Raw genomic sequence first — 14,166 nt, forward strand, 5'->3', positions numbered from 1 at the left:
TCCCCACCATGACGACCGTACGCATCCCGGCGGGCTGGCCCGCGGACGAGACCGAGGCCCGCGCCGTGCAGGACGAGCTGCGGGCGCGGGTGGTGCTGGACGAGCCGGGCCCCGCACCCGGCACGGGCCGGGTGACGGGTGTCGACGTCGCCTACGACGACGCGCTCGACGTCGTGGTGGCGGCGGCCGTCGTGCTGGACGCGGCGAGTCTCGACGTCGTGGCCGAGACCACGGCCGTCGGACGGATCTCCTTCCCGTACGTGCCCGGCCTGCTCGCCTTCCGTGAGATCCCCACCGTCCTCGCCGCCCTCGACGCCCTGCCGTGCGAGCCGGGCCTGGTCGTCTGCGACGGCTACGGCCTCGCCCACCCCCGCCGCTTCGGCCTCGCCAGCCACCTCGGGGTCCTGACCGGCCTGCCCACGATCGGCGTCGCCAAGAACCCGTTCACCTTCACGTACGACGACCCGGACGCCCCGCGAGGGTCCGTGTCGCCGCTGCTGGCGGGCAGCGAGGAGGTGGGCCGTGCGCTGCGCACCCGGCAGGACGTGAAGCCGGTCTTCGTGTCCGTCGGCCACCGCGTCGGCCTGGACAACGCCTGCGCCCACACCCTCGCCCTCACCCCCCGGTTCCGGCTGCCGGAGACGACCCGCAGGGCGGACGCGCTGTGCCGCCGGGCCCTCCGGGACGCGACGACGGGCACCTGAACGGCCAGGTCCGACGGCCGGCCCACCCGACCCGAGTGCCTGGTGGCGCCGGACGTCGACGGCCTTCTGCTCCCGTGCGGACGTGGCGTACCGCCGCCGGTTGCGGACGGCGCGCTGTCCCGCATGGCGACGACCATAGGGCTATTTCCTTTCGCGGAAAACATGGCGGTCTACGATTCCTCTATGAGGAACTCTCGAGCACAGGCGGACGCGCCGAACGGCACAAAAGCGGGCACAGTCGCATGCGCTTCCACCGACTCGGCCACCGGCGTGCCGAACACTTCCGGTGCGGGCCACGCCCCAGGCCTGGAATCTGTCGAGAACGCCCTGACGCTGCTGCTCCTGCTCCGCAAGAACGGCCGCCTCCGGCTCAGTGACGCGGCCGAGCAACTCGGTGTCGCCCGCTCCACAGCGCACCGGCTGCTCGCCACCCTGCGCGGCCGCGGGTTCGCGGTCCAGGGTGCCGACAAGGCGTACCGGCCGGGGCCCGCCCTCTACCGCCTCGGCAGGTCGCAGCGCTCCGAGTACGAACTCGTCGAGACCGCCTGGCCCCACATGCTGTGGCTCAACGGCAAGCTGGGCGAAACCGTGCACCTCGTGGTGCGCTCCGGGCCTGAGGCGCGCTTCCTGCGGAGCGTCGAGGGCACGCACGCACTGCGCGTCGGCAGCCGCGCGGGTGCCGTTCTGCCCGCGCATCTCGCCTCGGGCGGCAAGGCGCTGCTCGCCGATCTGAAGGTGGCCGAACTCGCCGAGATCTACGGGGCGAAGGGCGACCAGGGCGAGGAGACGGACCCCGAGGCGCTGCACCGGCGGCTCGCCGCGGTACGCCGCCTGGGCTATGCGATCAACATCGGCGACACCGAGCGGGGCATCTCGGCGGTGGGTGCCGCCGTCCGTGAGCCCGGTGGGCGCGCCGTTGCCGCGCTCACGGTGTCGGCGCCCTCCCTGCGCTTCACGCGGACGCACCTGGACGAGGCGGCGGTGGTGCTGCTGGAGGCGGTACGGCGCATGGAGGCCGCCCTGTGACGTCCGATGCCGGGCGGGCGGTGAGGGGGTAGTTCCGCTCCGCGGAACTGGTTGCAGTTCCGCTCTGCGGAACTGGTTGGCTCAACTGGTTGCTCTCTGCGTAACCGCGCTGATTCCATCCCGGTCACTGACAGGTCGCCCGCGCGGCTCCGGAGGGACACCGGTGCGCGCTCACCGCGTCCTGAGGATTCATCTGCCTCCCCCGACAGGATGTGGCCGCATGACCATCGACGCTCAGGCTCCCGCCACCCACTCCTCCACCCCTTCGCGCTCACCGGCGCCGGCCTGGGCGGTCGTCGCCCTGTGTACGGCGGCGATCACCGTGGAGGGCTTCGACCTCATCGTTTACGGCGTGGCGCTGCCCGCGATGCTCGATGACGACGCACTGGGGCTCGACAAGTCCCTCGCCGGCACCCTCGGCAGCCTGGCCTACGCGGGCATGCTCATCGGCGCTCTGGTATGCGGCACGCTCGCCGACCGGCTCGGGAGGCGCCGCCTCCTGGTGGCCGCGGGCACCGTCTTCACCGTGTTCACGGTGGCGTGCGCGCTCGCCGCGGAGCCCTGGCAGTTCGGCCTGTTCCGGCTGCTCGCCGGCGTCGGCATGGGCGGGGTGATGCCGTCCTGCGTCGCGCTGAGCAAGGAATACGCGCCGCGTGGCCGCTCCGCGCTGGTGGCGACCGTGGTGCTCGCCGGCATCCCGGTCGGCGGTGTCCTGTCCGCGCTGACCGCCACCACGTGGGGTGAGACCCTGGGCTGGCGCGGTCTCTTCGGCGTCGGCGGCGCCCTGTCGGTGCTCGTGGTCGCCGCCGCGTACTTCCTGTTGCCGGATTCCCGGCCGCTTCCCGCCGCCGCGGCCGTCGACGAGGCTGTCGACGGCGGGCAGCGCGACAGCGAGGCGGCCGGTGTCCGGACCGTGCTCTCCCGAGCGTATGCCCGGCACACCGTCCTGTTCACCGTGGCGAACTTCGCGGTCCTGCTCGCCTGGTACGGCCTGAACACCTGGCTGACCCAGCTGATGCGCGAGATGGACTATCCGCTCGGCTCGGCCCTGCGCTTCACACTGGTCCTCAACGTCGGTGCCGTCGTCGGCTCGTTCGCGCTCGCCGTCCTCGCCGACCGGATCGGACCGCGACTGGTCACCGCCGGCAGCGCCGTGCTCGCCGCGGTCGCCGTACTGGGCCTGTCGCAGGGCGGCAGCACAGCCGTGATCCTCGGCGTCACCGCGCTCGCCGGTGTCGGCGCCCAGTCGGCGCTGACGATGCTCAACGACTGGGTCGCGTCCAGCTATCCGGCCTCGGCCCGCGCCACGGCGCTGGGCTGTGTCTCCGGCTTCGGACGCGGCGGTGCGATCGTGGCGCCGTTGCTGGGTGGCTGGATCCTGGACGCTGCGATGGGGCCGACCACCGTGTTCTACGTGTTCGCTGCGGCCGCGCTCGTGTGCGCCGTGGCACTGCTGGCGATCCCGGCGCGTCGGGGCTGACGGTTCGACGAACGGCCAGGGGGCGGCCGCGGGCCCGCTCGCCAGATGGACCGGAGGGTGCCCTGGCCTTCACGGGCACAGGCCACCCGGTCGGATACGCAGGGGCGGAGGTCGCACGGGTTCCGCGGGACCACGCCGGGTGCGCGCCCGGCGCTCGTGGGGGCTCATGCGCTCCTCGCCGTGGCGCTGCCGCTGAGTAGCTGGTCTGAGTACCTGTACGGATGCGGGGCCCGGCCGCCGCCCGGCAGGCTGGCCCGCATGACGACGCACCGTTCCCCGAAGCCCCTCGCCGATCCCGACCGGCCCGTCGAGCGCGCCGTGAACGCCGCGCTGGTCCTCGCCACCCTGGCCGGGCTGGCCTGGATCGTCGGGATGATCTACACGCTGGTGGAGTGGCCGGTCTAGGACCGTGCGGCCGAGGTCCGCTCAGCGGCTCGCGGCCACCCGGAAGCGGACGCCCGCCGCACGCAGCCGTCCGGTCAGCGCGTCGCCCATCGCCACCACCGGCGTGACCTGGCCGGCCGTCTCCGGGAGGTCGTCGAAGCACAGGGCGAGCGCCGCCTCGGCGAACATCTTCGCCGTCTCGTCGTAGCCCGGGTCGCCGCCCGAGACCTCGGTGCACACCCGCCGGCCGCCGCCCTCGCCCACGAACCGGACGGAGAACCAGCTGCGCGCCCGCTTCTCGGCGCTCGGCCCCTCCCCGGGCTTCAGCCGCTCCGACAGCACGCGCCGCACGGGCGGCAGTTGGGCGGCGGCGAACAGCGCCCCGACGGCCGCGGCGCCGCCCACGGCGACCGGCAGCCGTCGTACCGCCGCGTAGTGCCGGTAGCGGAAGTCGGGGCCGTAGCGCTCCAGCGCCTTCGCGGACCGGCACACGATCTGCGGGTCGACGGTCGGCAGGGGCAGCGCCCACGCGCCGACCTCCGGGGCGAACCGGGGCGCCCCCAGCGGCGCCGTCGCCCTGCGGCCCATCAGCCGCGGTTCGTACCGGTGCCGCTCCCGCGCGGCGGCCGCCATCCGCCGGCCGCGGGCGAACTGGCCCAGCGCGGAGGCGAGCGTGCCGCCCGAGAAGGAGGCGTCGACGGTCACATAGCCGTCCACGGTCAGCGGCACGCCCTCGGGCAGGTGCCGGACGGTGAAGTACACGCCCAGGTCGTGCGGGACGGAGTCGAAGCCGCACGCGTGCACCAGCCGCGCCCCCGTCTCCCGCGCGCGTGCGTCGTACCGGACGTACATGAGGTCCACGAACTCCGGCTCACCCGTCAGGTCGACATAGTCGGCACCGGTGTCCGCGCAGGCCGCCACCAGGTCCTCGCCGTGGCGCACATAGGGGCCGACCGTCGTCGCCACCACGCGCGCGTGCTCGGCGAGGACGCGCAGCGAGGCCGGGTCCGACACGTCCGCCCGCAGGACCGCGGGCCGCACGTCGCCGGGAAGCGCGTCGCGCAGCCGCCGCAGCTTCGTGTCGTCGCGGCCCGCGATCGCCCAGCGCAGGTCCGCGGGCGCGTGGGCCGCGAGGTACTCCGCGGTGAGCGTCCCGACGAAGCCCGTGGCCCCGAAGAGCACGATGTCGTACGGACGGTCCGTCCTTTTTAGCCTGCTCATGACACCCCTTGGTCGTGCAGCACGCGCCGCTGTCGGTGGCTGAGGCTAGCGTGAGGTGTGCGGAGTGCGACGGCGAGCCCGGAAGGCGGTCCGGACGGCGGCTGAGCGGAAGCCGGCCCTCCGGCCTAGACTGGCCAAGCGCTTGCTCGCCCACCCTCGTACGTCTTGTGTCCACTGGAACACGTTCCTAGCATCGGTGGTGTTACATCGGTTGTGTCACAGCGAGGGGGCTGGATGACAACGGCAGACGCGGCGGGAGCGGCCGACGCGGCGGGAGCGGCCGACGCGGCGGGAGCGGCCGACGCGGCGGGAGCGGCCGAACCGGCTGAACCGGCCGAGGCGGCGGGCGCAGTCGAGACGGCGGGCGCGACCGGCGCGGCGGGCGCGACCGGCGCGGCCGGTGTGCCTGACGCGGCCGGTGTGCCTGACGAGGTCCGTGCGCTCGGCGCTCTCGGCGCTCTCGGCGCTCTCGGTGCGCCCGCTGCGTCCGGTGCGTCCGGTGCGTCCGGTGCGTCCGGCGCGTCCGGCGCCGTCGGCCACGGCCCGCTGGCCGGAGTGCGCGTGGTCGAGCTGGCCGGCATCGGGCCCGGCCCCTTCGCGGCCATGCTCCTGGCCGACCTCGGCGCCGACGTCGTCCGCGTGGACCGCCCCGGCGGGCCCTCCCTCGGCATCGACCCGGCGTACGACATCACCAACCGCAACAAGCGGTCCGTGATCGTCGATCTCAAGGCCCCGGACGGCCCCGCACACGTGCTCGACCTCGCCGCCCGCGCGGACGTGCTGATCGAGGGCAACCGCCCCGGCGTCGCCGAGCGCCTCGGCGTCGGCCCCGACGCCTGCCTCGCCCGCAACCCCCGGCTGGTCTACGGCCGGATGACCGGCTGGGGCCAGGACGGCCCGCTCGCCCACCGCGCCGGCCACGACGTCGCCTACATCGCCCTCACCGGCACCCTCGGCATGATCGGCGCCGCGGACGCGCCCCCGGCCGTCCCCGCCAACCTCCTCGGCGACTACGCCGGCGGCTCCCTCTACCTCGTCGTCGGCATCCTCGCCGCCCTGCACCACGCGCGCGCGACGGGCACCGGCCAGGTCGTCGACGCCGCCATCGTCGACGGCACCGCCCACCTGACCACCATGATCCACGGCATGCTCGCCGCCGGCGGCTGGCAGGACCGCCGCGGAGCCAACCTGCTGGACGGCGGCTGCCCGTACTACGGCACCTACGAGACCGCCGACGGCGGGCACATGGCCGTCGGCGCCCTGGAACCCCGCTTCTACGACGAGTTCGTCCGCCTCCTGGGGCTCGACGGCTTCACCGACGCCCGCACGGACCCCTCCCGCTGGGACGAGCTGCGCAAGGCGGTCGCGGCCCGCTTCTCGTCCCGCACCCGGGACGAGTGGACGGCCGTCTTCGCGGCCTCCGACGCGTGCGTGGCGCCCGTGCTGTCGCTGCGCGAGGCCCCCCACCACCCGCACCTCGCCGCCCGCGGCACCTTCACCGACCACGACGGCATCACCCAGCCCGCCCCCGCCCCCCGGTTCTCCGCCACCCCCACCGCCGTCCGCGGCGGTCCCGCGCGGCCCGGCGCCGACACGGCCGACGTGGCGCGCGACTGGGACGCACCCCGGCTCCTGACCGACCCCCCGCAGGGCGACTGACCCCGCTCGGCCCACCCACCCCGAAAGGCTTGCCAGTGAGCACCGAAGCGTACGTGTACGACGCGATCCGCACCCCGCGCGGCCGCGGCAAGGCGAACGGCGCCCTGCACGGGACGAAGCCCATCGACCTCGTCGTCGGCCTCATCCACGAGCTGCGCGACCGCTTCCCCGACCTGGACCCCGCCGCCGTCGACGACATCGTCCTCGGCGTCGTCGGCCCCGTCGGCGACCAGGGCTCCGACATCGCGCGGATCGCCGCGCTCGCGGCCGGCCTTCCGGACACGGTGGCGGGCGTGCAGGAGAACCGCTTCTGCGCGTCGGGCCTGGAGGCCGTCAACCTGGCCGCCGCCAAGGTCCGCGCGGGCTGGGAGGACCTCGTCCTCGCCGGTGGCGTGGAGTCGATGTCCCGGGTGCCCATGGCCTCCGACGGCGGCGCCTGGTTCAACGACCCCATGACCAACCTCGCCGTGAACTTCGTGCCGCAGGGCATCGGCGCCGACCTCATCGCCACCCTCGAGGGCTTCTCCCGGCGCGACGTCGACGAGTACGCGGCCCTCTCCCAGGAACGGGCGGCCACGGCCGTCAAGGACGGCCGCTTCGACCGCTCGGTCGTCGCGGTGAAGGACCGCAACGGCCTGGTCGTCCTCGACCACGACGAGCACCCGCGCCCCGGCACCACCGCCGACTCCCTGGCGAAGCTCAAGCCCTCTTTCGCCGACATCGGCGAGCTGGGCGGCTTCGACGCCGTCGCCCTCCAGCGGTACCACTGGGTGGAGAGCATCGACCACGTCCACCACGCCGGCAACTCCTCCGGCATCGTCGACGGCGCCTCGCTCGTCGCCATCGGCTCCAAGGAGGTCGGCGAGCGCTACGGGCTCACCCCGCGTGCGCGGATCGTCTCCGCCGCCGTCTCCGGATCCGAACCCACCATCATGCTCACCGGTCCGGCCCCCGCCACCCGCAAGGCCCTCGCCAAGGCCGGCCTGACCATCGACGACATCGACCTCGTCGAGATCAACGAGGCCTTCGCGGCGGTCGTCCTGCGCTTCGTGAAGGACATGGGCCTGTCCCTGGACAAGGTCAACGTCAACGGCGGTGCCATCGCCCTCGGCCACCCCCTCGGCGCCACCGGCGCGATGATCCTCGGCACGCTCGTCGACGAACTGGAGCGCCAGGACAAGCGCTACGGCCTCGCCACGCTGTGCGTGGGCGGCGGCATGGGCGTCGCGACGATCGTCGAGCGCGTCTGACCACCCCGGCGGAACCCCAAGACTTCTACGGAGACCTGTCATGACACAGAGCACCACCATCCGCTGGGAACAGGACCGCACCGGCCTCGTCACCCTCGTCCTCGACGACCCCGACCAGTCCGCGAACACCATGAACGAGGCGTTCCGCGCCTCGCTCGCGGTGGTCACCGACCGGCTGGAGGCCGAGAAGGACACCGTCCGGGGCGTCATCATCACCTCCGCGAAGAAGACCTTCTTCGCCGGCGGCGACCTGCGCGACCTCATCCGCGTCACCCCCGAGACCGCCCAGGAGCTGTTCGACGGCGGCCTGGAGATCAAGCGCCACCTGCGCCGCATCGAGACCCTCGGCAAGCCCGTCGTCGCCGCCCTCAACGGCGCCGCCCTCGGCGGCGGCTACGAACTCGCCCTCGCCTGCCACCACCGCGTCGCCCTCGACGCGCCCGGCTCGAAGATCGGCCTGCCCGAGGTCACGCTCGGCCTGCTCCCCGGCGGCGGCGGCGTCGTGCGCACCGTCCGCCTGCTCGGCATCGCCGACGCCCTCCTCAAGGTCCTCCTCCAGGGCACCCAGTACAGCCCGCGGCGCGCCCTGGAGAACGGCCTGGTCCACGAGGTCGCCGCCACCGAGGAGGAGATGCTGGCCAAGGCCCGCGCCTTCATCGACGCCCACCCCGAGTCGCAGCAGCCCTGGGACAGGCCGGGCTACCGGATCCCGGGCGGCACCCCGTCGAACCCCAAGTTCGCGGCGAACCTGCCCGCCTTCCCCGCCACCCTGCGCAAGCAGACGGGCGGCGCCCCCTACCCGGCCCCGCGCAACATCCTCGCCGCCGCCGTCGAGGGCGCCCAGGTCGACCTGGAGACCGCGCAGGTCATCGAAGCCCGCTACTTCGTGGAGCTGGCCGCCGGCCAGACCTCCAAGAACATGATCCAGGCCTTCTTCTTCGACCTCCAGGCCGTCAACTCCGGCGCCAACCGCCCCCAGGGCGTCGAACCCCGTCAGGTCCGCAGGGTCGCCGTCCTCGGCGCCGGGATGATGGGCGCCGGCATCGCCTACTCCTGCGCCCGCGCGGGCATCGACGTCGTCCTCAAGGACGTCTCCCTGGAGGCCGCCCTCAAGGGCAAGGGCTACTCCGAGAAACTGTGCGCCAAGGCCGTCTCCCGGGGCCGTACCACCCAGGAGAAGGCGGACGCGCTGCTCGACCGCATCACGCCCACCGCGGACCCGCAGGACCTGGCCGGCTGCGACGCCGTCATCGAGGCGGTGTTCGAGGACACGTCCCTGAAGCGGAAGGTGTTCCAGGAGATCGAGCACATCGTCGCGCCGGATGCCCTGCTGTGCTCCAACACCTCCACGCTGCCCATCACCGTCCTCGCCGAGGGCGTCGAGCGCCAGAGCGACTTCATCGGGCTGCACTTCTTCTCACCCGTCGACAAGATGCCGCTCGTCGAGATCATCAAGGGCGGGCGCACCGGCGACGCGGCGCTCGCCCGCGCCTTCGACCTGGTCCGGCAGATCAAGAAGACGCCGATCGTGGTCAACGACTCCCGCGGCTTCTTCACCTCCCGGGTGATCGGCCACTTCATCAACGAGGGCGTCGCCATGGTCGGCGAGGGCATCGAGCCCGCCTCCGTCGAGCAGGCCGCCGCCCAGGCCGGCTACCCGGCCAAGGTCCTCTCCCTGATGGACGACCTGACCCTCACCCTGCCCCGCAAGATCCGCAACGAGTCGAAGCGGGCCGTCGAGGAGGCGGGCGGCACCTGGTCCGGCCACCCCGCCGAGGCCGTCGTCGACCGCATGGTCGACGAGTTCGGCCGCACCGGCCGCAGCGGCGGCGCCGGCTTCTACGAGTACGGGGAGGACGGCAGGCGGACCCGCCTGTGGCCGGGCCTGCGCGAACACTTCACCCGGCAGGGGGCGGAGATCCCCTTCCGGGACATGCAGGAGCGCATGCTGTTCTCCGAAGCCCTCGACACCGTGCGGCTCCTGGAGGAGGGCGTGCTGACCTCGGTCGCCGACGCCAACATCGGCTCCCTCCTCGGCATCGGCTTCCCCGGCTGGACCGGCGGTGTGCTCCAGTACATCAACGGCTACCAGGGGGGCCTGCCCGGCTTCGTGGCCCGCGCGCGGGAACTCGCCGAGCGCTACGGCGACCGCTTCACCCCGCCCGCGCTGCTGGTGCGGAAGGCGGAGGCGGGGGAGACCTTCACAGACGGTCGCTGATCCGGCCGCGGGCGGGTGGGGCCGCGCCCCACCCGCGCGGGACGGTCAGCCCTTAGTCAGCCCTAAGTCAGCCCTTAGTGGGACAGGCGACCCGTACCGGAACGGTCGGCCCTCAGGAGGAGCCGTCCGCGGGCGGCTCCCCGATCCACTCCCGCAGCTCCTCCGTGAGCGACCGCTGGAACGCCGTCAGCAGGGCCTGGACCACCAGCGGCTGCATGTGCGCCGACAGCGACCGCACCGCGCCCGCGTCGCGCTCCGGCACCTCCTCGCGCAGCAGCCGCGACAGCTCGTGGGCGGCGGTGCGCGCATGCTCCAGCAGTACGGTCCGGGCGGCGCGGATCGCCTCCTGCGACAGGGGGACGTCGAGGAGCCGGACGCCCAGCCGCAGCAGCCCGGCATCGACGCGGTACGAGCCGCCGCCGGCCCGGCCGCCGGGCCCGGCCCCCACCACGCCCATGGCGCAGAGCCGGTCCACCTCCTCCTCGCCGAGCGCCCGCCCGGCCCGCCGCTCGAGCTCCTCCCGCGTCACCGTCTCCACGGTGTCCGGCGCCCACGAGGCCACCACCGCCCGGTGGACGGCGAGGTCGTGCGCGTCGAGTCCGGGCGGCAGCCGGTCCAGGTAGCGCTCGATCGCCGCCAGCGTCATGCCCTGCTGCTGAAGCTCCGCTATCAGAGCGAGACGCGCGAGGTGTTCCGGACCGTAATGGCCCACCCGGCGCGGACCGATCACCGGCGGCGGCAGCAGGCCCTTGGTGCTGTAGAACCGCACCGTGCGCACCGTGACTCCCGCCCGCGCGGCCAGCTCGTCGACGGTGAGGGCCGGCTCCTCGGTCTCGATCGTCATGTGCAGCAGTATCGCTGTCCCACCACCCGTGTGACACCCGCCGGGACCGCCGGGGACTGCGCACCCCTGTGTGACGGTCGTGTGAGAAGTCACGCTGTGTGACGTGAACCAGCGCATGAGAGAGGCCCCTCCGGGAAGCTGGTTCCTCGGTCTGTGCACCGACCAGGGAGCCGCGGGCCATGACCGTCAGGACACCCGGGCGTACGGCGCCGGGGCGCACCAGGGAGTGGAAACACCCGTGAGCAAGGACACCGCGCACACGGCCGACGTCGCCGCCCACCACCAGGCGACCGCGACACCCGCGGACGCGGGCGACGCCGGCTACAGCAAGGACCTCAAACACCGCCACGTCAACATGATCGCCATCGGCGGCGCGATCGGCACCGGCCTCTTCCTGGGCGCCGGCGGACGCCTCCACACCGCGGGCCCGGCGCTCGCCCTGGCCTACCTCGTCTGCGGCGTCTTCGCCTTCTTCGTCGTCCGCGCCCTCGGCGAGCTGGTCCTGTACCGGCCGTCGTCCGGTTCCTTCGTGTCGTACGCGCGCGAGTTCCTCGGCGAGAAGGGCGCCTACGTCGCCGGCTGGATGTACTTCCTGAACTGGTCGACCACCGGCATCGCCGACATCACCGCGATCGCGCTGTACACCCACTACTGGAGCATGTTCACGAGCATCCCCCAGTGGGTGCTGGCGCTCGTCGCGCTCGCCGTGGTCCTCGCCGTGAACCTCATCTCGGTGAAGATCTTCGGCGAGATGGAGTTCTGGTTCGCGATCGTCAAGGTCGCCACCCTCGTCGCCTTCATGTGCGTCGGCATCTTCCTGCTCGCCACCCGGCACGAGGTGGGCGGTGGGACGCCCGGGCCGAGCGTGATCACGGACCACGGCGGCCTCCTCCCGCACGGCCTCATGCCCGTCGTCCTCGTCATGCAGGGCGTGATCTTCGCGTACGCCGCCCTGGAACTGGTCGGCGTCGCCGCGGGCGAGACCGCCGAGCCGGAGAAGATCGTCCCGCGCGCGGTGAACTCCATCATGTGGCGCGTCGGGGTGTTCTACGTCGGTTCCGTCGTCCTGCTCGCCCTGCTGCTGCCCGGCTCGGTCTACTCGGCCGACGAGAGCCCCTTCGTCACCGTCCTGTCGAAGATCGGCGTCTCCGGCGCGGGCGACGTGATGAACCTGGTCGTCCTCACCGCCGCCATGTCGTCCCTGAACTCCGGCCTGTACTCCACCGGCCGCATCCTGCGTTCCATGGCCATGGCCGGCTCGGCCCCGAGGTTCACCGCCCGCATGAACCGCAGCCAGGTCCCCTACGGCGGCATCCTGCTCACCTGCGCGGTCTGCGTCCTCGGCGTCGGCCTGAACTTCCTCGTACCGGACCAGGCCTTCGAGATCGTGCTGAACGTCGCCTCCCTCGGCATCATCAGCACCTGGGTGATCATCATGATCTGCCACCTGGTCTTCGTCCGCCGCGCCCGGGCCGGTCTCGTGGCCCGCCCCTCCTTCCGCCTCCCCGGCAGCCCGGTCACCGAGATCGTCACGATCGCCTTCCTGCTGGCCGTGCTCGGCCTGATGGGGAACGACGCCGAGGTCGGCCGTAGGACCCTGCTGCTCGTCCCGGTCGTCGCGGCCGCCCTCGTCGGCGGCTGGTTCGCGGTCCGCCGCCGGGTGGCGCGGACGGCCGACGAGGAGCTGACCCGGCTCACGCAGTAGCGGCGGAAAGGGCCGGGCCACTGTCAGTGGCACCGCCTACGGTGGCGTCATGTCGGAGATCACGTACGTCCGGGGGGACGCCACCACGCCGTCGGTGAAGGGCGTCAAGGTGATCGCCCATGTCTGCAACGACATCGGGGGCTGGGGCAAGGGCTTCGTCCTCGCGCTCTCACGCCGCTGGCCCGAGCCCGAGAAGGCCTACCGCGCCTGGCACCGGGACCGCGCGTCGAACGACTTCGGGCTGGGCGCCGTCCAGTGCGTCCGGGTCGAGCCGTACGTGTGGGTGGCCAACATGATCGGCCAGCGCGGGACCAGGACGGGCAGCAAAGGCGTCCCCGTGCGGTACGAGGCCATCGACACGGCACTGGCACGGCTGGCCGACCGGGCGGCGGTACTCGGCGCCTCCGTCCACATGCCGCGGATAGGGTGTGGTCTGGCCGGCGGCACGTGGTCCCGCGTCGAACCGCTGATCACCGAGCGGTTGGTGGGACGAGGGATCGCGGTCACGGTCTACGACCAAGGGGAGGGCCAGAGTTGAGCCGTGACACCGACGTCCTCGTACTGGGCGGCGCGGGCGTGGACACCATCGTGTACGTCCCGGAGCTGCCGCTCCCGTACGCCGACAGCTACATGATCGACAGCGGGGTCCGCACCCGCGCGGGCCAGACCGGGGACTTCGTGGCCATGGGCCTGAGCGCCCTCGGTCTGCGCACCCACCACCTCGACTACCTCGGCGACGACCCCGAGGGGGAGCTGGTCCGCGCCCTGCACCGCGACCGGGGCATCGCCCTCACCGCGGTCCCGCAGCCCGCCGGCACCAAGCGCGCGGTGAACCTGGTCGGCCCGGACGGCCGGCGGCTGTCCCTGTACGACACGAGCCGCTCGCTGCCCGACGACCGGTTCCCCGAGGACACGCTGAGGGCGCTGGCCGCGAGGAGCCGCCACGCCCACGTCTCGATCACCCAGCCCTGCGCCCTCGCCCTGCCGGTGCTGCGCGAGGCGGGCGTCGGCATCTCCACCGACCTGCACAACTGGGACGGGGAGAACCCGTACCACGCGTCGTTCGCGTACGCGGCCGACGTCGTCTTCCTCTCCGCGGCCGAACTGCCCGACCCCGAGCGGACCATGCGCCGCGTCGCCGAACGCGGCCGCGCCGAGGTGGTCGTCGCCACCGCGGGCGCGCACGGCGCGTACCTCCTGGCCGACGGCGAGCTGACCCGCATACCGGCGGTGCCGCCCCCCGCCCCCGTGGTGGACTCCAACGGCGCCGGCGACGCCTTCGCGGCCGCCTTCCTCTACGGCCGCCTCACCGGCGAGCCGCCCCTGACCTGCGCCCTATTCGGCGCGGTGGCCGGCGCCCACGCCTGCACCGTGCCGTCGACGCGGACGGACGCGATCGGCCGCGAGGCACTCCTGGCCCGCTCGGCCGCCGCCCAGGCCGTCGAGCCACGCTAGGAGGGCGGACAGCCCCGTTCGTCACCTCCTCGTACGGTGACCGACAGCGCGCCCGGTGCCCGGGCACCGGCCCGGCCGGCCCGGCCGACGCCCCCGACCCGGCGCCGCGCCGCAGCCGGAGGCAAGGCGCCGGGGCCCGATGGCGCCGGGGCCCGATGGCGCCGGGGCCCGATGGCGCCGGGGCCCGATGGCGCCGGGGCCCGATGGCGCCGGGGCCCGA

At 73.4% G+C, this 14,166-nt stretch carries 12 protein-coding genes; 10 read left to right on the forward strand and 2 right to left on the reverse strand.

Going from position 1 to position 14,166, the window contains the following annotated elements; translation table 11 throughout:
- Nucleotides 1-8 precede the first annotated feature (8 nt).
- From ACFV9M_RS40675 to mmpA, 4 genes are all read left to right on the forward strand, one after another.
- Nucleotides 9-704 (forward strand): endonuclease V, encoded by a 696-nt coding sequence (locus ACFV9M_RS40675; RefSeq protein WP_385078742.1) that lies wholly within the window; start codon nt 9-11, stop codon nt 702-704.
- A gap of 270 nt (nt 705-974) precedes the next feature.
- Nucleotides 975-1,730 carry an IclR family transcriptional regulator gene (locus ACFV9M_RS40680; RefSeq protein WP_385078715.1) on the forward strand — a complete coding sequence of 252 codons (756 nt, stop codon included), beginning with the start codon at nt 975-977 and terminating at the stop codon, nt 1,728-1,730.
- Nucleotides 1,731-1,950: 220 nt separating this feature from the next.
- Nucleotides 1,951-3,210, forward strand: a complete 1,260-nt coding sequence (locus ACFV9M_RS40685; protein ID WP_385078718.1) for an MFS transporter — start codon at nt 1,951-1,953, stop codon at nt 3,208-3,210.
- 258 nt (nt 3,211-3,468) lie between these two features.
- On the forward strand, nt 3,469-3,615 hold the full coding sequence (mmpA, locus tag ACFV9M_RS40690; protein ID WP_385078720.1) for a morphogenic membrane protein MmpA: 147 nt from the start codon (nt 3,469-3,471) through the stop codon (nt 3,613-3,615).
- A gap of 21 nt (nt 3,616-3,636) precedes the next feature.
- Here mmpA and ACFV9M_RS40695 read toward each other — a convergent pair whose 3' ends face one another.
- The gene (locus ACFV9M_RS40695; RefSeq protein ID WP_385078723.1) at nt 3,637-4,815 is read right to left on the reverse strand and encodes a saccharopine dehydrogenase family protein; all 1,179 of its coding nucleotides are present in this window, start codon (nt 4,813-4,815) and stop codon (nt 3,637-3,639) included.
- Nucleotides 4,816-5,376: 561 nt separating this feature from the next.
- Here ACFV9M_RS40695 and ACFV9M_RS40700 point away from each other — a divergent pair.
- The 3 genes from ACFV9M_RS40700 to ACFV9M_RS40710 are packed head-to-tail and all read left to right on the forward strand — an operon-like array spanning nt 5,377 to nt 9,942.
- Nucleotides 5,377-6,474 carry a CaiB/BaiF CoA transferase family protein gene (locus ACFV9M_RS40700; protein ID WP_385078745.1) on the forward strand — a complete coding sequence of 366 codons (1,098 nt, stop codon included), beginning with the start codon at nt 5,377-5,379 and terminating at the stop codon, nt 6,472-6,474.
- Between the two features lie 35 nt (nt 6,475-6,509).
- Nucleotides 6,510-7,724, forward strand: a complete 1,215-nt coding sequence (locus ACFV9M_RS40705; RefSeq protein WP_385078726.1) for an acetyl-CoA C-acetyltransferase — start codon at nt 6,510-6,512, stop codon at nt 7,722-7,724.
- Nucleotides 7,725-7,764: 40 nt separating this feature from the next.
- A complete protein-coding gene (locus ACFV9M_RS40710; protein WP_385078728.1) occupies nt 7,765-9,942 on the forward strand; it encodes a 3-hydroxyacyl-CoA dehydrogenase NAD-binding domain-containing protein in 2,178 nt (725 codons plus the stop codon).
- 112 nt (nt 9,943-10,054) lie between these two features.
- Here ACFV9M_RS40710 and ACFV9M_RS40715 read toward each other — a convergent pair whose 3' ends face one another.
- Nucleotides 10,055-10,786, reverse strand: a complete 732-nt coding sequence (locus ACFV9M_RS40715; protein WP_385078731.1) for a MerR family transcriptional regulator — start codon at nt 10,784-10,786, stop codon at nt 10,055-10,057.
- Between the two features lie 238 nt (nt 10,787-11,024).
- On the opposite strand from ACFV9M_RS40715, the gene ACFV9M_RS40720 reads away from it, so the two are divergent.
- Genes ACFV9M_RS40720 through ACFV9M_RS40730 form a run of 3 tightly spaced genes read left to right on the forward strand, consistent with a single transcriptional unit; the run spans nt 11,025 to nt 13,946 of the window.
- Nucleotides 11,025-12,491 (forward strand): amino acid permease, encoded by a 1,467-nt coding sequence (locus ACFV9M_RS40720; RefSeq protein ID WP_385078734.1) that lies wholly within the window; start codon nt 11,025-11,027, stop codon nt 12,489-12,491.
- 49 nt (nt 12,492-12,540) lie between these two features.
- A complete protein-coding gene (locus tag ACFV9M_RS40725) occupies nt 12,541-13,029 on the forward strand; it encodes a macro domain-containing protein (RefSeq protein WP_385078736.1) in 489 nt (162 codons plus the stop codon).
- On the forward strand, nt 13,026-13,946 hold the full coding sequence (locus ACFV9M_RS40730; protein ID WP_385078739.1) for a PfkB family carbohydrate kinase: 921 nt from the start codon (nt 13,026-13,028) through the stop codon (nt 13,944-13,946). The genes ACFV9M_RS40725 and ACFV9M_RS40730 overlap by 4 nt, the downstream gene beginning before the upstream one ends.
- Nucleotides 13,947-14,166 lie beyond the last annotated feature (220 nt).

This window comes from Streptomyces sp. NPDC059895 (assembly GCF_042731035.1).
In the GTDB taxonomy this organism is placed as follows: Bacteria; Actinomycetota; Actinomycetes; order Streptomycetales; family Streptomycetaceae; genus Streptomyces.